This is a genomic window from Micromonospora chokoriensis (assembly GCF_000718555.1).
Lineage (GTDB): Bacteria > Actinomycetota > Actinomycetes > Mycobacteriales > Micromonosporaceae > Micromonospora > Micromonospora chokoriensis_B.
On the sequence record NZ_JOAN01000005.1, the window covers coordinates 1 to 18,675 of the forward strand.

At 69.7% G+C, this 18,675-nt stretch carries 14 protein-coding genes; 7 read left to right on the top strand and 7 right to left on the bottom strand.

The annotated features are described in order from the left end of the window. Positions 1 to 1,052, bottom strand: a 1,052-nt coding sequence (locus tag IF46_RS0108910) for a non-reducing end alpha-L-arabinofuranosidase family hydrolase (protein WP_030487818.1), incomplete at its 3' end; no start/stop codon positions are given. A gap of 255 nt (positions 1,053 to 1,307) precedes the next feature. Between IF46_RS0108910 and IF46_RS0108915 the strand changes: the two genes are divergently transcribed. Both IF46_RS0108915 and IF46_RS0108920 read left to right on the top strand, forming a co-directional pair. Next, positions 1,308 to 2,021 carry a hypothetical protein gene (locus IF46_RS0108915; protein WP_030487819.1) on the top strand — a complete coding sequence of 238 codons (714 nt, stop codon included), beginning with the start codon at positions 1,308 to 1,310 and terminating at the stop codon, positions 2,019 to 2,021. A gap of 75 nt (positions 2,022 to 2,096) precedes the next feature. Then, on the top strand, positions 2,097 to 3,629 hold the full coding sequence (locus IF46_RS0108920) for a gluconokinase (protein ID WP_084597832.1): 1,533 nt from the start codon (positions 2,097 to 2,099) through the stop codon (positions 3,627 to 3,629). Here IF46_RS0108920 and IF46_RS0108925 read toward each other — a convergent pair. Genes IF46_RS0108925 through IF46_RS0108940 form a run of 4 tightly spaced genes read right to left on the bottom strand, consistent with a single transcriptional unit; the run spans position 3,607 to position 7,722 of the window. Beyond that, positions 3,607 to 4,497 (bottom strand): ABC transporter permease, encoded by an 891-nt coding sequence (locus IF46_RS0108925; protein ID WP_157562759.1) that lies wholly within the window; start codon positions 4,495 to 4,497, stop codon positions 3,607 to 3,609. The genes IF46_RS0108920 and IF46_RS0108925 overlap by 23 nt on opposite strands. Beyond that, entirely contained in the window at positions 4,497 to 5,396 is a 900-nt protein-coding gene (locus tag IF46_RS0108930; protein WP_051723769.1) for an ABC transporter permease, read from the bottom strand. The genes IF46_RS0108925 and IF46_RS0108930 overlap by 1 nt, the downstream gene beginning before the upstream one ends. After that, positions 5,393 to 6,505: an ABC transporter ATP-binding protein gene (locus IF46_RS0108935; protein ID WP_030487823.1), complete on the bottom strand. Its 1,113-nt coding sequence runs from the start codon at positions 6,503 to 6,505 to the stop codon at positions 5,393 to 5,395. The genes IF46_RS0108930 and IF46_RS0108935 overlap by 4 nt, the downstream gene beginning before the upstream one ends. After that, complete coding sequence (locus IF46_RS0108940) at positions 6,502 to 7,722, bottom strand: extracellular solute-binding protein (RefSeq protein ID WP_030487824.1); 1,221 nt, start codon at positions 7,720 to 7,722, stop codon at positions 6,502 to 6,504. The genes IF46_RS0108935 and IF46_RS0108940 overlap by 4 nt, the downstream gene beginning before the upstream one ends. 187 nt (positions 7,723 to 7,909) lie before the next feature. Here IF46_RS0108940 and IF46_RS0108945 point away from each other — a divergent pair, with 187 nt between their 5' ends. From IF46_RS0108945 to IF46_RS32370, 3 genes are all read left to right on the top strand, one after another. Continuing rightward, positions 7,910 to 8,992 (top strand): LacI family DNA-binding transcriptional regulator, encoded by a 1,083-nt coding sequence (locus tag IF46_RS0108945; protein ID WP_036391535.1) that lies wholly within the window; start codon positions 7,910 to 7,912, stop codon positions 8,990 to 8,992. A gap of 148 nt (positions 8,993 to 9,140) precedes the next feature. Continuing rightward, positions 9,141 to 10,151, top strand: coding sequence for an alpha-glucuronidase family glycosyl hydrolase (locus tag IF46_RS35490; RefSeq protein WP_198041390.1), 1,011 nt, complete (start codon positions 9,141 to 9,143; stop codon positions 10,149 to 10,151). Continuing rightward, positions 10,148 to 12,598: a DUF1349 domain-containing protein gene (locus IF46_RS32370; RefSeq protein WP_269638664.1), complete on the top strand. Its 2,451-nt coding sequence runs from the start codon at positions 10,148 to 10,150 to the stop codon at positions 12,596 to 12,598. The genes IF46_RS35490 and IF46_RS32370 overlap by 4 nt, the downstream gene beginning before the upstream one ends. A 78-nt stretch (positions 12,599 to 12,676) precedes the next feature. Here the strand turns inward: IF46_RS32370 and IF46_RS0108955 are convergent, their stop codons facing one another. Together IF46_RS0108955 and IF46_RS0108960 are read right to left on the bottom strand one after the other, a co-directional pair. Further along, positions 12,677 to 15,676: a glycosyl hydrolase family 95 catalytic domain-containing protein gene (locus IF46_RS0108955; protein WP_030487826.1), complete on the bottom strand. Its 3,000-nt coding sequence runs from the start codon at positions 15,674 to 15,676 to the stop codon at positions 12,677 to 12,679. A 362-nt stretch (positions 15,677 to 16,038) separates the two neighbouring features. Then, a complete protein-coding gene (locus IF46_RS0108960) occupies positions 16,039 to 16,497 on the bottom strand; it encodes a hypothetical protein (protein ID WP_157562762.1) in 459 nt (152 codons plus the stop codon). 146 nt (positions 16,498 to 16,643) lie between these two features. Between IF46_RS0108960 and IF46_RS0108965 the strand changes: the two genes are divergently transcribed. Both IF46_RS0108965 and IF46_RS0108970 read left to right on the top strand, forming a co-directional pair. After that, a complete protein-coding gene (locus tag IF46_RS0108965) occupies positions 16,644 to 17,636 on the top strand; it encodes a hypothetical protein (protein ID WP_157562764.1) in 993 nt (330 codons plus the stop codon). Between the two features lie 10 nt (positions 17,637 to 17,646). Continuing rightward, complete coding sequence (locus tag IF46_RS0108970) at positions 17,647 to 18,522, top strand: alpha/beta fold hydrolase (RefSeq protein WP_198041392.1); 876 nt, start codon at positions 17,647 to 17,649, stop codon at positions 18,520 to 18,522. Positions 18,523 to 18,675: the final 153 nt, after the last annotated feature.

Sequence of the window (18,675 nt, forward strand, 5' to 3'; positions counted from 1 at the left end):
CCCTGCAGCTTGTAGACCTGCACGGCCTCGAACAGGTTGTTCGTCGTGTCGCTCATGATCGTCGTGTAGTTCGACCCGAAGCTGCCCGGGAAGTTCCCGATCGGCATGCTGGCCCGGTAGATCTTGCCGTTGTCCCCGGCGAAGAAGAGGTACATGTTCGTACCGTCACCGATGACCGCCTGGTCGATCGGCCCCGTCCCCGAACCGGTGATGCTCCCGCTGAACAGCGTCTGCGGCGCCGACCAGCCGTTCGGGTTGGTCGGGTCGGTCGAGGTCCGGTAGGAGAACGCCGGCCCACCCCACTGGTAGGCGAGCACCCAGATGTTGCGCGGCGCGAAGTAGAACAACGACGGCGCGACGGTCTTCGTGAAGAGGCCGAAGTTCATCGAGCCCCACCTGGTCCCAGTGTCGTGGGTGGTGGCGTAGACCAGTTGCTGGCCGTTGTACGGCGCGACGGTGAAGTCCTTGAGCGACACCCAGCCCGACCTCGGGGTTGCCAACACGCCCGTCGACGACCACCGGTACGTCGAGGGAAGGTTGCACGTCTCGGTCGGCGGTGGAGTCGTCGGCGGTGGAGTCGTCGGCGGTGGGTCGGTCGGCGGTGGGGTCGTGGGCGGAGGGGTCGTCGGTGTCGTGCCACCGGTGCAGGTGACGCCGTTCAGGGCGAAGCTCGTCGGTGCTGGATTGCTGCCCGTCCACGACCCGTTGAACCCGAACGAGACCGTGCCGTTGGTCGGGACCGAACCGTTGTAGCTCACGTTCTTCGCCGTCACCGCCGAACCGCTCTGCGTCAACGACGTGTTCCACGCCTGCGTGACCGTCTGACCGGCGCCGTACGACCAGGTCAAGGTCCAACTGCTCAACGGATCACCCAGGTTCGTGATCGACACGTTGGCGCCGAAACCGCCCTGCCACTGCGACGACACGGCGTAGTTCACCGAACAACCCTCGGCCGCGGCGCCGGCCGGCAGCGCCGCGACAACCGTCGACGACAGCAGTAAACCGACGCCGGCCGCAACCAGACCGACATTTGTGGCTCTGGATCTGGCCATATAGCACCCTCCTCGCGGGACGGCGGCCTACACATTGGTGGTGGTCGCTGCTCAGTGACTGATTGTGAGCGTTAACAGGCCGCGACAGGTATGTTACGGGAGCGCTCCCATACCCTCAACTGTCATCTATGCCTTGAGGGCCGTGCTGCGCCGCCGGCCCCGACGATTCGCGATGAGCCCCCCTTCGAAACACGAGGGAAACCCGACGCACTAACATTGCCGCGGTCCGCGACGGCTCTGCTGAATCGAGGCGACATGCGTTGGCTCCGTCGGTTGCTGGGCGGTAGGCGAGTCCAGCTCGACCCGGGACGCCAGCAGGAGCTGCTGCGCGACGTCCAGTCGCGGTACGGCCCCCACGCGCACGTCCGGTTCAACGACCAGGTCGAGACGCTCACCGATTCGCTCGACAGCGACGACGGCCTGGTGGTGGCGGCCCGAATCGTGAGTCAGGTCGCCGACGAGGCCCATGTGGACCTCCAGGCCCAGGCCCAGGAGTTCCATCGCCGGACGGGCCGGCGCCTGCTGGTGCACCGCCGCAACTACCGGCCACTGTGGAAGGAAGCCGGCACGGCCCTGCGCTGGCCGCTCTTCGCGTTACCGTGTGGCTTCCACCCGTACGCGCAGGTGGCCGCCGCGGTCACGGTGGTCGGCAACCGGGCGCCCCGGCTCGACCGGGTGACCGACCCGAATCCGCTGGTGACCCGCGTGTTCGAGGTGCTCGACCTCACCACCTCCGGCTGGGAGTACGGCCGGGTGCGGGTGGACACCGACGCCGCCGCCCTGGCCGATCGACTGATCGTCAGTGCCGGGCAGGTCCTCGCGGCCATGGACGACCCACCGCGACTGCCGCCCGCGGTCCGGGAGCTGATGCGTCGCAACAACACCGTCGCCGTGCACGATCCGGCCGGCCCTCGGGCAGTCGGTGGCATCAACCTGGGCGCGCGGATGCGGGAGGAGTTCCTGGTCTGACGGTGGCGGACCGGCGCGACGACAACTGCGCGCAACCGCTTGCCGGCCCGCCGGACACCGCTCGACCATGGGCGGATGGGGCCGGAGCGTCGGGTGATCGTCGGTGTCGACGTAGGCACCACGGCCGTGCGGGCAGCCGCGTTCGCGCTGGACGGCACCGCGCGCCACATCGCGACACGGGAGTATCCGCTGCTGGAGCCGGTGCCCGGTTGGCGGGTACAGGAGCCGGACGTGCTCGTGGCGGCCACCCTGGCGGCGACGTCCGCGTGTGTGGCCGGCACCGCCGGGGCGGAGGTGGTCGCCCTCGCGCTGAGTTCCGCCAGGTACGGCCTGATCGGGTTGGACGCGGCGATGAACCCGGTGACGCCGCTGCTGACCCGGCGGGACGCACGCTCGGCGGACGCGGCCCGCGCGTTGCGGCTGTCCGGCCAGAGCCGGGAGCTGCACCGGTTGACGGGTACGCCTGTGCACCCGATGAACCCGCTCTGCAAGCTCCTGTGGTTCGCCCGCCACGAGCCGTACCTCTGTACGGCCACCCGGTGGTGGATCGGCCTCAAGGACTTCGTGGTCCATCGGCTCACCGGGATGTTGGTGAGCGAGTTGTCCTCGGCATCGGGCACCGGGATGTTCGACGTGCACCGTCGGGGCTGGAGTTCCGCCGTACTCGATCTCGCCGGGGTGTCCGAGAGTCAGCTGCCTCCGGTCCTGCCCACGACGGCGGTGTTGCGGCTCTCGGCGGCGGCCGGACGCGCGGTCGGCCTGCCCTCCGGCACACCCGTCGTCGTCGGCGCCGGCGACGGTCCGTTGGGGAGCCTCGGCGCGGCGGCGATCGACCGCACTGTCGGCGGCCTGACGCTCGGGGCCACCGGGGCGCTGCGGACGGTTGTCGCGGCGCCCCTCGTCGACCCGGCGGAGACCTTCTCCTGCGGTGCGCTGACCGACGACGCGTGGGTTGTCCGCGGGGCGGTCAGCAACGGCGGCAACGTCGTGCGGTGGGCGGGACGCGCCCTCGGTGACGACTGTGCCGCACCCGCGCTCCTGGATCTCGCCGAACGGATCGCACCCGGCAGCGACGGGCTCGTGATGCTGCCCTATCTGCTGGCCGACGATGCCCTGGCCGGAGGCTGGAGCCCGCCTGGCGCATTTCTGGGGTTGCGCAGCGAGCACTCACGCGGGCACCTCGTCCGGGCTGCCGTGGAGGGTGTCTGCCTGCAACTCGGCGGTGTCCGCGACCGGCTGGCCGAGCTGACGCCGGTCGGCAGCGTTCGGTTGACCGGCGGTGCCTTCCGGTCGCCGCTGTGGCGCGAGGTGATGGCCGCGGTCCTGGACTGTCCGGTCCAGGTCGCGAGGACGGCCGACGAGGTCACCCTCGGCGCGGCGGCGCTCGGGCTCTTCGCGATCGGCCATGCCTGTGACCTCTCGGACGCCGTCACCCAGCTCGACCCCGGGGTCGCCGGCACCGAGCCCGTCGCCGTCGACCCCACTCTCGCCACGGCCTACCGTGGCCTGCGCACGAGGTTGCCCGCGCTCATCACGGTCGCGGGCCACCTGAGCGAGCTCCTCGACGAGGCGGCCGGCGCGGGCCTCAGTGCTCGGGTTCGTCCTTGACCCGCGCCACGAGCTGGGTCGGGTTGACGTATCGCAGTGCGACGACGAGCAGGACCAGCATCATCGAGGTGTAGATGACCGCCATGGCGTCGACCGACTGCTGGGCCCTGATCCCGGACGCGGACATCGAGTAGTAGAGCGCCACCACGAGGGTCTGCGAGTCGGGCCCCGCGGTCAGGAAGGTCAGCTCGAACATGCCCACGGTCCGGACCAGCACGAGGATCGCGGCGGCGAGGATGCCCGGCACGAGCAGCGGCGTGAGGATCCGGAGGAACACCGTCCGCAGGCCGGCGCCGCACATCCGCGCGGCGCTCTCGATCCGCGGGTCGATCTGCTCGATGAACGGGGTCATGGTCAGGATGACGAAGGGCACCGACGGTACGAGGTTGGCGAGCACCACCCCGGACATGTGCCCGGCCAGGCCGAACTTGTAGAGGACTGTTGCCAGCGGGATGCCGTAGGTGATCGGGGGCATGAGGATGGGCAGCAGGAACACCAGGAAGATCAGCCGTTTGCCGGGGAACGAGCGCCGCGCGAGGGCGTAGGCGGCCGGCACGCCGATCAACAGCGACAGGCCCACGACGAGTACGGAGACCTCCAGGGTCACGGTGATGACCTGCAGGAGCGCGAACTCGTCCCAGGCCCGGGCATACCAGCTGGTGGTGTAGCCGTCCGGGAGCCAGGTGTCGAACCACCGCTTGCCGAACGAGCTGACCAGCACGGACGCCACGACGCCCAGCAGGTTGACGAAGAAGAAGATGACGACGCCCCACACGATCCAGGCGGCCGGTCGCGCGGCGATGCGTCGTCGCCGGTCGGTGGTGGTGGCGGGGGGCCGCGCTGGTGGCGCCTGGGTGGTCGTTGCCATCAGCCCTTGCCTCCGGTGGAGCCGGTGTAGAAACGGCTGCGAGCGGCCAGCACCACCGCGATGATGACCAGCTCGACGAATCCCATGATCATGGCGATGGCCGACGCGTACGGGTAGTCGTACTGCTCGTACGCCGCCTGGTACGCGGCGAGCGAGATGACCCGGGTCTCGCCGGCCGGGTTGCCGACCAGGACGGCCGACGGGAAGACGCTGAACGCCAGCACGAAGGTCAGGCAGAACGTCGTGGCCAGGCCGGGCATCAGCAGCGGGAGGGTCACCCGGGTGAACCGACGACGCCAGTCCGCGCCCAGCGTCGCAGCCGCCCGTTCCAGGGTCGGGTCGATGCCGGACAGGTACGAGAGCACCAGCAGGAACGCGAACGGAAAGCCGGTGATCACCAGCGAGAAGAAGACACCCCAGTAGTTGTGGGTCAGCCGCACCGGCTCGTCGACGAGGTTGGTGGCCAACAGGGTCCGGTTGAACCAGCCGGTCGGGCCGAGGAAGTTCAGCAACCCTTGCGCGGTGAGGACCGTGCCGAGCGTGATCGGCACGACCAGCAGCGTGGTGACCAGCCGCTTACCGCGGAACCGACCGCGCATCCGGTAGGCGATCGGCACCGCGGCGAGGACGTTCAGCAGCGCGGCGGGCAACGCGATGCGCAGCGTGATCCAGATCGTGCCCCGCTCGTAGGAGTCGGAGAAGAACCGGGCGTAGTCGCTGAGCGGCCCACCCTTGGTCGGCTGGAACGAGAGCGTCAACCCGTAGAAGAACGGGTAGAGGAACAGGGCGATGACGAAGACCAGGGCGGGGACCAGCAACCAGAGCTGACGGTCGATGCCCCGCTCGGCGAGACGGTGCTGCCAGTGCGCCAGTGGCCTCCCGGGCCCGGCGTCGCTCACCGCGTCGCCCCCGCGGCGTCGGCGAGGCGGTCGGTCTGGGCCGACGCGTCGGCCGGATAGACGAGCAGCCGCTGCGGGTCGATGGCGAGCTTGATCTCGTCGCCCGGCGCGATCCGGTGCTCGGTCCGCAGGTGCACAAGCAGCCCGGTGTCGGTGCGGGCCTCGGCCGCCAACTCGCGGCCCTGATACTCCACCACCTCGACGGTCGCCGACATGGCGTTGCGGGTCTCGGCGGGCCCGTCGACGCGGATGTCCTCGGGGCGTACCGCGACCACTGCGTCCACCCCGGGCCGCAGACTCCCCACCACCTCGCCGAGCAGACGATGGCCGGACGGCTCGACGGTGGCCCGGTCGCCGTCGACCTGCCCCACCCGCCCCCGCCACAGGTTGCGGTAGCCCATGAAGTCGGCGACGTGCCAGTTCGCCGGCCGGGTGTGCAGCTCGCGCGGCGAGCCGATCTGCTGCACCCGCCCCTCGCGTAGCACCACCAGCCGGTCGGCCAGGGAGAGCGCCTCCTCCTGGTCGTGGGTCACGTAGACGGTGGTGAGCCCCAGCGACTGGTGCAGCCGGCGGATCTCGGTACGCATCTCCAGGCGCAGCTTGGCGTCGAGGTTGCTCAACGGCTCGTCCATCAACACCAGGGACGGTTCGAACACGACGGCTCGGGCGATGGCGACGCGTTGCTGCTGACCGCCCGAGAGCTGACCGGGCAGCTTGTCGACGTGGTCCTCCAGCCGCACCAGCCGCACCGCCTCCTCCGTACGCCGGCGGGTCTCCTCCTTGGGCAGCCGCCGCATGCGCAGCCCGAAGGCGATGTTCGCCCGGACCGTCAGGTGCGGGAAGAGGGCGTAGCTCTGGAACACCATGCCGAAGCCGCGCCGCTCCGGTGGCAGGGTGTCGATGCGGCGCTCGTCCTGCCAGATGCTTCCGGCCGTCAACGGCAGGAGCCCGGCCAGGCAGTTCAACGCCGTCGACTTGCCGCAGCCGGACGGGCCGAGCAGGGCGATGAACTCCCCCGCCTCGATCGTCAGGTCCAGCTCGGTCAACGCGGCCTGGCCGCCGAACCGGCGGGACACCCCGTCCAACCGCAGCTGGGAGAAGGCGCTCATCCCTGCTTGACCTTCCCGCCGCCGATCTCGCGGTCCCACCGGCTGAACGCCGCCACCAGGCTCTTCGCGTCGAGCGGGACCTCGGTCGGGTTACCGCTGATCAGCGCGTCGTACTCGGGGCGACCGAACTGCCGGATCGCGTCCTGGCTCTTCTGCGGCGCCGACGAGAGCTGCACACCCTTGATCGCCGGGCCGGGGTAGAAGTACCCCTCGTCGTACGCCTTCGCCTGCTGCTCCGGTGTGAGCATGAACGCCAGCAGGGCCAGCACCGCGGCCTGGGTGTCGGTCGACACGCCCTTGGGCAGGACGGCGTAGTGCGCGTCGGTGACCCAGTGGAAGCCGTCGATCGGGGTGATCCTGGCCTCCTTGGGCACCGTGCCGAGCACGCGCGGGTTGATGTCCCAGCCGGTCGTGCTGACGATCAGGTGCGCGGTGCCGTTGGCGAGGTTCTTCATCGTCTCGGTGGTGCCGGACGGGTAGTAGTCGACGTACTGGCCCAGCTCCTTGAGGAAGGCCCAGGTCTTGTCCCACCCCGCAGTGGGGTCCTTGGGGTTCGAGTCGCCCAGGATGTAGGGCAGACCCATCAGGAACGTCCGCCCCGGGCCGGAGTTGGCCGGCCGGGCGTACTGGAACTTCTTGGGGTTGGCCTTGGCCCAGGCGAGCAGCGCCGCCGCGCTGGTGGGGGGCGTCGCGAGACGGGCCGGCAGATATTCGAGCAGCGGACCGGACGGGTAGTAGGTGACGGTGACACCCGCGTTGCCGGCGAGCTTCTGCATCGCGGCGGCCGGTTCGAGGTAGTCGCGCATGCCGCCGAGGCGGTCCTGGAAGGTCGGCAACAGGTCGATCCAGAGCCCCTGCTCGATCCCGGCGGCCAGACCGTCGACGCCGGTCAGCACGAGACCGATGTCCACCCGGTCCGCCCCCTGCTGGGCCTTGATCTTTCCGGCCAGCTCCGGTGCCGGCGCCTTCGAATAGGTCACCCGGGAGATCACGTCGGGGTTCTTCGAGACGAACTCGTCGATCATCGCCTGGGTCAGCTGGAGGTTGCCCGCCACGTCGAGGACGTTGAGCGTGACGGCCTTACCAGGCCGCTGCGGCACCTCGCCCGTGCTGTCGCCCTTATTGTCGCCGGGCGCCTCGGGTGCCCCACACCCGACTGCGCCCACCAGGAGCGACGATGCCGTGACCAGGAGAGCGCCGCGCCGCGTCATACCCATGAGCCGTTCCCTCCGCCAGGTGTCATCCCCGCTGATTGAGACAGCCGGCCCGCCGCGACGGCAACGGGTTGCCATGTATTGCCTTCACTACTCGGCGATCAAAGCTGCTCGATTGTTGCGAGGGCATTGCCGAGTATTCACGGCCGCCATAGCATGATCACGGCGCGTAGCCGGGAGGAGCATGCAGATGCCCGACCACACCAGGCCGCCGGACAAGAGGGTCACGATCTACGACGTCGCGGTCGAGGCGGCCGTCTCACCGTCCACGGTGTCTCGCGCCTTCTCCCGACCGAGTCGGGTCAATTCCGAGACCGCCGAGCGGATCCGGCAGGTCGCCGAGCGGTTGGGCTACCGAACCAACCCCCTCGCCCGGGCTCTCACCACGTCCCGCACGCAGATGATCGCGCTGGTCATCGCCGACATCACCAACCCGGTGTACGCGGAGATCGTGCGCGGCGCGCAGGAGGCCGCGACCGACGGCGAGTACACCACTGTGCTGATCGACGCCCAGGAGTCCGACCGGCGGGAACGGGCAGCTGTCGAACGCACCATGTCGACGGTCGACGGCATCGTGCTGGCCAGCAGCCGGATGTCCGACTCGGCCATCCGGATGTTCGCCAAGCAGCGGCCGGTGGTGGTCCTCAACCGCGCCATCGCCGACGTGCCCTGTGTCGTCACGGACAACCCCCGCGGGGTACGGCGGGCCGCCGAGCACCTCGGCGAGTTGGGGCACGACCACATCACCTACGTGGCGGGGCCGCAGGCGTCCTGGCCCAATGGCATTCGCTGGCGCTCGCTGCTCGAAGCGGGCATGGAACTTGAGATCAAGGTGCGCCAGATCGGGCCGTTCAGCCCCACCATGGACGGCGGCGAGCGGGCCGCGCAGGAGCTGTGCGCGCGTCCCACCACGGCCGTCCTCGCCTTCAACGACCAGATGGCGATCGGGATCATCCGCGGCCTCAGCCGGATGGGCGTCAACGTTCCGGGCGATGTCAGCGTCGTCGGTTTCGACAACATCCTCGCCGCCGACCTCGTCACACCCGGGCTGACCACGGTCGCGGCACCGCTCTACGCGGAGGGCTCGGCCGCGACCCGGCACCTGCTCACGATGATCGCGGGGGCGCCCGGGCACACCGGCCGGCCGATGGTCCTGCCGGTACGCCTCGTGGTCCGCCAGTCGACGGCCGCGCGCAACCCGAGCCCCGGTCGGGCCCGACCACAGTGGGTGGGGCAGCGGCCCGCGTCCAACCCGGCGGCCCACCTGCCGTGAGGCCGGCACGGCCCCGCGACAAGAAACGACAACTCGTTGCCGATGCGCAGCCGCGCCGGACAGGATCGGCGCGCATCCATCCATCAACGTCGTTGCGCTTGTGGGACGGGCCGCACGGCGTCCCCAGCGGACGAACGAGGAGATGGCGATGAACCGAGCATCGGTGCCCCGGCTACGGCGAACCCTCATCGTGCTGGGAACGGCACTCGCCACGGTCGCGGCCACCCTGACGGTCGCCACGACGCCTGTCGCCGCGGCCCCGTCGCCGGACGACTACAGCGGCTCCGACCTGTGGCTGCGGTACGTGCCGGTCGACGACGCGAAGCTGCTGCGCGACTACCGCCGCGCGGCCACCGCGATCGTGGTCGAGAACGCCGACGCCACAAAGGTCCACCGGCACACGACGGGCCTCGCCATGGCGCCCGGGTCGACCGAGAAGCTCGTCGAGACCACGCTGGGCGGCGCGCGGGACGAACTGGTACGCGGCCTCGGCGGGCTGCTCGGTCAACCGACCCCGGTGGTGACGGTCGACGGCGACCAGGTCCCGGACGGGGCGGTCGTGGTGGGCACGCCGACGAGTTCACCGCTGGTGGGCCGTGTCATCCCGGCGCGAGACCTGGCCAAGGCGGGCGACGAGGGCTACCTCGTCCGCTCGGTGTCGAAAGGCAGGGCACGGTTCACCGTCATCGCCGGCAACACCGACCTCGGCGCGCTCTACGGCACCTACGCCTTCCTCCGACTCCTGCAGACCCAGAAGCCCATCGACCACCTCCGCGTCGCGGAGTCACCGAAGATCAAGCATCGGTTGCTGAACAACTGGGAGACCGAGCGTCTCTACGCCGGCAACAACGCCTCCGGGCTGGGCGGGCTAAACGGGGAGAGCGGCGCGGTCTTCAACTTCGCCGCGACCGGGGCCAGCGCCGGCCGGAACCTGCCGGTCATCCTCGACCGCTACCTGGTCATGGCCCGCGCGCTGGCGTCGCTGGGCATCAACGGGATCACCATCAACAACGTCAACGCCGACAACGCGTACCTGACAAGTGCCCGGATCGCGCAGGAGGCTGCCCTCGCCGACGCGCTGCGTCCGTACGGCATTCGGTTGGGCCTGTCGATCCGCTACCCGCACCCACCGACAGCCGGTTCGCACCGGACACGCTGACCAACAGTCAACTCGACCCGTACGGTGCGGACTTCCGGGGCTGGTGGCACCGCCGGGCCCAGCAGATCCAGACCGCGATCCCGGACTTCATGGGGCTCACCGTCAAGGCCAACTCGGAGGGCCAGCCGGGGCCACAGGACTTCGGGTACGACCACGGTGACGGCGCCAACGCCATCGCCGCCGCCGTGGCGCCGCTCGGGATGACCGTGCACTGGCGCACGTTCGTCTACAACGCCGAGGTCGACAACGACCGGCTCAAGCGGGCCTACCTGGAGTTCGGGCCGATCGACGACGAGGTCCAGCCGGACGGAAGCCGGGGTCGCTTCGCCGACAACGTGTTCCTGCAGACCAAGAACGGGCCGCTCGACTTCCAGGCCCGGGAGCCCATCCACCCGATGTTCGGCCGGATGGAGAACACCAACCAGGCGCTGGAACTGCAGATCACGCAGGAATACACCGGCCAGAACTGGATGCTGGCCTACCTCGGCCCGATGTACGAGGAGATCCTCAAGACCGACACGTACGCGACCGACGCGAAGGGGAAACTGCTCAAGGAGCGCCTGGTCGGCAACATCGTCGACGGGACCGCCCAGCACCACCCGGACACCGCCATCGTGGGTGTCGCCAACCTCGGCAACGCCGACAACCTGACCGGGCAACACTTCTCCCAGGCGAACCTCTTCGCCTTCGGGCGTCAGGCGTGGGACTGGACGCTCGACTCGACGGACATCGCCACCGACTGGGTACGGATGACCTGGAGCAACGACAGGCGGGTCGTCGACACCATCCGCAAGATGATGATGGGCTCGTGGGAGTCGCTGGTCAGCTACCAGACGCCGCTGGGCATCGGCCACCAGTTCGCCGAGGGCGCCCACTACCGTCCCGACCCCGCCGACTGGGCGGGCCGCGACGACTGGAGCCCGATCTACTACAACAAGGCCGACACCGTCGGTCTGGGCTTCGACCGCTCCCCCACCGGCAGCAACCTGGCCGCCCAGTACTTCCCCCGGTTGCAGCAGCGCTACGGGAACATCGACGCGATCCCGGAGAACCTGCTGATGTGGTTCCACCACGTGCCGTGGGGCTATCGGATGGACAGCGGCCGGACCTTCTGGGACGAGCTGGTCTACCGCTACCAGATGGGCGTGCAGTACGTGACCTGGATGCGGGAGACCTGGGACGCGCTCCAGCCCGACATCGACGCGCGCCGGTTCGCCGAGGTACGCGCCAAGCTCGCGGTCCACGAGGCGGATGCGGCCGACTGGCGGGACACGTCGGTGAGCTACTGGAAGGAGTTCAGCGGGCGGGACATCCCGGTCGACGACGCGCCACTGTCCGCCACGATCGTCGTGAACGGCAAGGAGTTCGGCGGCTTCAGCCTGTCGGACACCTCGTACACGATTCCGGTGCCCGCGGGGGCGTCGCCGACCATCACGAAGGTGCGGACGGCGGACCGGAAGGCCCGTTACGAGATCATCTCCCAGGCTTCCGGCGTACCCGGACAGGCGATCGTCAAGATCACCACGGAGAGCTTCTTCGGCCCGCTCGTGAAGAACTACGTCTTCAACCTGGTGCCCGACACGACGCTGACCGCCCTGCGCGTCGACGGCGCGCCGCTGACGTCCTTCGCACCGACGGTGCTGCGCTACAACGCCCTCACGCCGGCCGGCACCACGACCGCGCCGACGATCACCGCCAGCGCCACCGACCCCGCCGCCTCGGTCCTGGTCGAGCAGGCGACAAGCGCCACCGGGCAGGCTCGGGTCACCGTCACCAACGGCGCGGCGTCGTCGGTCTACACCGTGGACCTGAACACCACAATCGCGGGCAGCGACGAGTTCGGCTCGACCCAACTCGGCCCGCAGTGGCAGTGGGTCCGGCCGGACGAGAGCAAACGGCGTCTGGCCGACGGGTCGCTGGTCATCACCGCGCAGCAGGGCGACCTCCAGGGCAACGCCAACACCGCGAAGAACCTGGCCCTGCAGGACGTCGACGGCGACTGGACGGTCGAATCCAGGATCGTCTTCTCCCGCCCACTCGCCAGCAACAACGAGCAGGGCGGCATTCTCGGGTACGCCGACGACAACAACTACGTGAAGCTCGCCTGGGAGATGGGCAACGCGACCGCAGCCGTGCACAAGGCCCGGATCGTCTTCCTCCGCGAACAGAACGGCACGGCGTCGACGCTGGAGATCACCGGTGCCGACGCTCAGCGAATCGTCGGAGCCGACGGCGCCATCTGGCTGCGACTGACCAAGATCGGTGACCGCTACCGCGCCTACTACTCCAGCGACGGCAGCGTCTACCGCTACATCGGCGCCCTGACGTTGAACGTCGAGCCGTCGAAGGCCGGGCTGCTGGCCTTCAACCGGGCCGGCACCTCCACCGACCTCGACGTCGCCTTCGACTACTTCCGGGTCGAGAGCCGCGGGGAGCGCATCCACTAGTGCTGTGACCGACGCGTCCGGGCCCGTCCCAGTAGGGACGGGCCCGGACGCGCTCCCCCGAGGTGGGCTCCGTCGCCGTCAGCCCCCGATGGCGATGGCGAAGATGTGCATGGTCGGCACGTTCGTCGCCGGCCGGGCGCTGATGTTGGGCAACACGACCGAGGCCACCGCCTTGCTCTGCAACCCGACGCCCACGTAGTAGATGCAGGCGGCGGTGGCCTGGCGGCCGTTGTTGGGCCGGTTCTGGTACGCGGACACGATGGCCGCGGTCCCGCCGGAGTGCGGCCCGCCGTACCAGTCGGGGCTGCTCAGCGTGAACGTCTGGCGGGTGCCGTCGGCGTAGACCACCGTGCCGGTTCCGGACACCGCGCCGTAGGTGCCGGTCAACAGGAAGCCGAGCGTGCTGCCGGTGCCGGTCACGCCGATGGTCTGGCCGGAGGCGATGGCGTTGTCGGCCGCGCCGGAGCTGACGTTGGGCCAGCGGAAGTTGACCCCGTTGCGGCTGATCGTGCCGCCCGGGCTGGCACCGGCCTGCGCCAGGGCCTGCGCGGAGAGCGACGCCCCGCCGCCGTCGAAGTTTCCGACGTTCGTGTTGCTGTCGCTGGTGATGCCGACGTTGCTGAAGCTCTGCTCAAGCGTCGGGGTGGCGACGCCGGAGCTGGTGACCCGGTAGGTGCGTCCGGCCTGCACGGTGACCTCGACCAGGTCGGACTCGATCCGGGTGACCCGAGCTGCCGTACCGTCGGTGGTGTCGACCACTGTCACGGTGCCGGTCAGGATCCGGGAGCGCAGGCGGACGGTGCCGGCCCGATCCGGCCGGAGAAGGATCTCGGTGGCCACGCCGCTGGCCCAGGTGATCCCGACGGTGTGCCCGCCCCGACCCCGCAGGCCGGTCACCCGCCCGCTCGGCCAGGCCGGCGGCAGCGCGGGCAGGACGTGCAGCTCGCCGGTGTGGCTCTGCAGCAGCATCTCGGCGATGCCGGCGGTGGCGCCGAAGTTGCCGTCGATCTGGAACGGTGGGTGCAGGTCGAACATGTTGGGTGCGAGCCGGGCGGTGGTGGCGAGGTAGCGGATCAGGTCGTGGGCCCGCTTGCCCTCCTCCATCCGAGCCCAGAAGTTGATTTTCCAGGCCAGCGACCAGCCCGTTCCGTCGTCGCCGCGCAGCGCCAGGGTCCGGCGGGCCGCCTCGAACAGCTGCGGGGTGCCGCGCTTGGTGATCTGGTTGCTGGGGGCCAGCCCGTACAGGTGCGAGATGTGCCGGTGGTTGGGCTCGGTCTCCACCCAGTCGTAGAGCCACTCCATGATGTTGCCGCGCGAGCCGATCTTCATGGGTGGGAGCCGGTCCCGGGTGGCGCGGACCTGGGCCCGGAAGGTGCTGTCCACGTCGAGGATCTCGCTTGCCCGGGCACATGCGTCGAAGAGGTCCCGCAGGATCTGGTTGTCCATCGTGGGGCCGGCGCACACGCTGGCGTTCGAGTGGTGGCTGAGCTCCGGCGAGTTCGACGGGTTGGTCACCAGGTAACCGAGGGTCGGCTCGGTCACCAGGGTGTTGAGGAAGAACTGCGCCGCACCCTTCATGGCCGGGTAGTTCGTCCGCAGGAACTCGATGTCGCCGTTGAACAGGTAGTGGTCCCAGATCAACGTGGACAGCCACGCGCCGCCGGTCTGCCACATGCCCCAGAACGCGCCGTCCACCACTGCGGTGGCCCGCCAGGCGTCGGTGTTGTGGTGGGTGACCCAGCCACTGGCGGCGCCGTACTGCACCTGGGCGGTCCGCGCTCCGGTGACGGCGAGGTCTCGGACCAGGTCGAAGACCGGGTTGTGGCACTCGGCCAGGTTTGTGGTGTTGGCCGGCCAGTAGTTCATCGGCAGGTTGGCGTTGATCGTGTACTTCGAGTCCCAGGATGGGGTCAGCGAGTCGTTCCAGATGCCCTGGAGGTTGGCCGGCTGGGTGCCGGCCCGCGACGACGAGATCAGCAGGTACCTGCCGTACTGGAACAGCAGCGTGGAGAACTGCGGGTCGTTGACGCTGTTGTGCTGGGCGATCCGCACGTCGGTCGTCTGGTCGGCCGCGGAGGTGCGACCCAGGTCGAGAGTGACCCGACCGAACAGCGCCTGGTAGTCGGCCACGTGCCGGCTGCGCAGCTGGTCGTAGCTGCTGGCTCGCGCGGCGGTGAGGCGCTGCCGGGCGATGCCCTGGTAGTCACCGCCGACGTTGCGGTAGTTGACGTAGCTGGAGCCGATGGAGATCAGCAGGACCACGCTGTTGGCGTTTGTCACCCGCAGGGTGCCGCCGGAGCTGGACACGCTGCCGCCGCTGACGGTCGCGTTGGCCAGGGCGAGGAAGCGGACCGCGCCGGTGACGCCCTCCATGTTTCCGGAGACGCCGTCGAGGCCGATGGTGGTGCCGTCCGGGCTGGACACCGTGGTGCGCTGCGGGCTGTCGAAGGTGGCGGTGAAGCTGATCGAGCCGGTCCGGTCGGCGGTCAGGCGGATCGCGATGACCTGGTCCGGCGCGCTGGCGAACACCTCCCGCTGGTGCCGAACGCCGTTCAGCACGTACGTCGTGGTGACGGTGGCGGTGGTGAGGTCGAGCGTGCGGTCGTACTGGGACGCTCCGCTGGCCGATCCGAAGGCGAGCCGGAGGTTGCCGACGGTCTGGTAGGCCAGCTGACCGCCCGGATTGCCCATCATGGTCTGGTTGATCAGATCCTGTGCCTGGGTCCACTGGTTCGCGTTGACCAGCCGCCGGATCTCCGGCAGCGCCGCCGCGCCTCGCGTGTTGCTGGGGTCGTGCGGGCCGCCGGCCCAGACGGTGTCCTCATTGAGCTGAAGTCGCTCCGTGTCGACGTTGCCGAAGACCATCGCGCCGAGCCGGCCATTGCCGATCGGCAGCGCCCGTAGCCAGTCGGTGCCGGCCCCCTCGTCATACCAGAGCGCGAGGTCCCCGGCGGCCAACACCTGCGGTGGCGCCACCGAGTCGGCTCGGGCCACGGCGGTCCAGGGCACCGGCAGGAGAGCGCCGCCCGCGCCGGCCGCGCCGATCTTGAGGGCTTGCCGTCGGGTCAGGTCTGACATCGATCCTCCAAACGGTGACCAGTCCGGCCACCCCGAAGCGTGACAACTGTGGGACTCGACATGGCCCCGTCGAGCCAGACATCTGATGTGTTTCGCGAAGGTTACTCCGAGGCCACAGAATAGGCAACGGTCGATCGATAGGTGAGAGCCGCACCGTACCGCCGGTCAGCAAGATGCAGGGACGGCACGGCGGTGGCGGACCGACACGGCACGGCACGGCGATTCGCCAGGACGAGGTCGACAACGACCCGGCTGGAGGCACATACATCAGATGTACGGGAGCAGGCAGGCGCGATCGTTCAACGCCAACAGAGCTGTGACCGAGCCGTACCGCCGGTCAGGCTCCGCATCGGCCGGGACCGTCAATCGCAGCCGAGTGTCTTCGTCGTACGGGGCCAGGCCTCTACCCGCTGGGAATCCGGGTAGACCACGTACGCCAGCTTGTCGGAGTCGCTCGGCGCCAACCACAGCTGCTGCCCGTCCGGGCCGGTGTAGTCGGTGGTGCGGGCATCAGCCGGCAGGTCGGCCCGTGGGGCGTAGGTGGCGAGGACCTCCCCGGCGAGCCGTCCCGCGGGATCCCGGACGTACTGCCGGTTCGCCGCCGGGCCGGTCTGACCCGGCAGCGGCCAGGCGATGTGCAGGAAGGTCAGGTCCTGCCATCCACAGTGCTCGGCACCCGCGTACGACTCAACGGCCCTGTTCTGGCCCGCGCCGTTGCTCCAGTAGGTGACCTCGGCGTCGCCTGATCCGCAGGCCGCGACGACGAGCGTGCTGCCGAGCAGCGCGCAGCGGACGAGCCAGCTGGATCTGAAGCCGGACACCACTGACCCCACTGCCCACCACGGCGCCGCGTTCATGCACCGATCATCGAGCACCACTCGCCTCGATCACAGTGGCTCCCGTACGCAATCGGGTTGTCCTCCGTCGGTGCACGGGTGACCATGGTCGGCATGGCGGGAGCCCGAGTGTGAGGACGCCTCTTCAGGGCGGCCTACCGCCGAGCCGCGCGGAGGTGGTCGGGGCGGTCGTGGAGATCGCCTGCGACGAGTCGGGGTTCTCGGGCACGAACCTGCTGCACTCGACCGCCCCGGTGATCACGCACGCGAGCGTCGACCTGGTCGTCGATGAGGCCGTCGCGCTCATCACCGTCCTACGATCCGGGTTCCGGTTCTCACCGCACGAGCTCAAGTCGGGGCGGATCCTGCGCGGCTCGGGTGCGGACGAGGCGCTGGAGTGGTTCCTGGCCGCGCTGGCGGGCCGCGCGTACGTCCACCTCATCGACAAGGAGTTCTTCCTCGTCACCCGGATCGTCGACTACCTGCTGACCGAGCCGTCGTACGCGGCGGGCACCCGCCTCGCTCGCGAGCACCGTCCGGCTGCTCTCGCCCTCTACGAGGCCAGACACGCGGCCGGCGGCGACTGGGGCGCCTTCCTGTCCGCGTTCGTCGATCTGGTCCGGATGAAGCGGCGGCTTCCGGTCGACCAGACGGTGCAGCGGTTCTTCCAGGCCCGGGACACGCTGCGGCGACGCAGGCTCGGCGCGGCGGCCGACGCCGTCCTCGACGGGCTCAGTCCGAGCCACGTACGGGCCGTGGTGGCCAGGCTCGACGGCGACGACCGCACGGTTCCTCCCCCGCTGGAACCGCTGCTGCCGGCGCTGGCGGAGACGGTCCTGACCTGGAGCGGCGGCCAGCGGCAGGTGCTGGTGACCCACGACGAGCAGAGCGCCCTGACGGCCGACCGACTGACCCGCCTCCAACGAGTGTTGGCCGACAACGGCGGCGCAGTGGCGGCAGACCCCAACCGGGTGTCACCGCTGGCCGGGTTGGTGATGGTCGACTCTCGCGACGATCCGCGCGTGCAGGTCGCGGACCTGCTCGCCGGGGTGGCACGGCGGTTGCCGGGGATCATCGACGACGCGCTACGTCAGCCGCCGCCGATTCCCCCGGGCCGACCGTAGTCTCATCGGCATGACGGACATCCAGACGCACACCCTCGTCATTCCCGGCGTCGACCTGGTCTACGACGTCCGCGGCCCGCTGCCTCCGGCCGACGGCCACCGCGTCTTGCTCCTGCTCGGCCAGCCGATGACGGCGGAGGGCTTCTCGGCGCTCGCCCCGCACTTCACGGACCGCACGGTCGTCACCTACGACCCGCGCGGCCTGGGCCGCAGCGTCCGCACGGACGGTCGTTCCGACCACACGCCGCAGCAGCAGGCTGTCGACCTGCACGCGCTCATCGAGGCGCTCGACTCCGGTCCGGTCGACGTCTTTGCCAGCAGCGGCGGTGCGGTGACCGCACTCGAACTGGTCGCCACCCATCCCGGCGACGTCGCCACGCTTGTGGCACACGAACCGCCGATCAACGCCGTGCTCCCCGACGCCACGGCCGCCGAGCGAGCCCGGGCCGGCTTCTACGAGGCGTACCAGGCGAAGGGCACGGGTGCCGGGATGGCCGCGTTCATCGCGATGACGTCCTGGCAGGGCGAATTCACCGACGCCTACTTCGCCCAGCCCACCCCCGACCCGGCGATGTTTGGCATGTCCGCCGACGACGACGGTGGCCGTGATGATCCGCTGCTGTCGAAGAACTCGTGGGCGGTCACCGACTACCGCCCGGACGCGAGCCTGCTCACCGCAGCGCCCACCCAGATCGTGGTCGCGGTCGGCGAGGAGTCGGCCGGTACGTACACCGCCCGCACCGCCCTCGGCCTCGCGGCGCTGCTCGGTCAGGAGGCCGTGGTGTTCCCGAGCCACCACGGCGGGTTCCTCGGCGGCGAGTTCGGCTATGCGGGCAAGCCCGAGGAGTTCGCCGTGCGCCTCCGGGAGGTGCTGGACGCCAACTGAGCGCCCGTCGTCGCAATGCTCTCGCTCGTCGGCCACCTCTCGAGCTTTATGCATCGATGAGCGTCTTTGTGCGCTAGGCTGCCTCATACCCGCATCGCAGGTCGGAACGCATTCCGTGCCGGCCCCCACCACCACGTACGGCGTCGACCACCA

What these genes read in the sequence shown, in the direction of transcription:
- IF46_RS0108915 (WP_030487819.1), top strand. Translation starts at nt 1,308, where the DNA reads ATGCGTTGGCTCCGTCGGTTGCTGGGCGGTAGGCGAGTCCAGCTCGAC.
- IF46_RS0108920 (WP_084597832.1), top strand. Translation starts at nt 2,097, where the DNA reads ATGGGGCCGGAGCGTCGGGTGATCGTCGGTGTCGACGTAGGCACCACG.
- IF46_RS0108925 (WP_157562759.1), bottom strand. Translation starts at nt 4,497, where the DNA reads ATGGCAACGACCACCCAGGCGCCACCAGCGCGGCCCCCCGCCACCACC.
- IF46_RS0108935 (WP_030487823.1), bottom strand. Translation starts at nt 6,505, where the DNA reads ATGAGCGCCTTCTCCCAGCTGCGGTTGGACGGGGTGTCCCGCCGGTTC.
- IF46_RS0108940 (WP_030487824.1), bottom strand. Translation starts at nt 7,722, where the DNA reads ATGGGTATGACGCGGCGCGGCGCTCTCCTGGTCACGGCATCGTCGCTC.
- IF46_RS0108945 (WP_036391535.1), top strand. Translation starts at nt 7,910, where the DNA reads ATGCCCGACCACACCAGGCCGCCGGACAAGAGGGTCACGATCTACGAC.
- IF46_RS35490 (WP_198041390.1), top strand. Translation starts at nt 9,141, where the DNA reads ATGAACCGAGCATCGGTGCCCCGGCTACGGCGAACCCTCATCGTGCTG.
- IF46_RS0108955 (WP_030487826.1), bottom strand. Translation starts at nt 15,676, where the DNA reads ATGTCAGACCTGACCCGACGGCAAGCCCTCAAGATCGGCGCGGCCGGC.
- IF46_RS0108970 (WP_198041392.1), top strand. Translation starts at nt 17,647, where the DNA reads ATGACGGACATCCAGACGCACACCCTCGTCATTCCCGGCGTCGACCTG.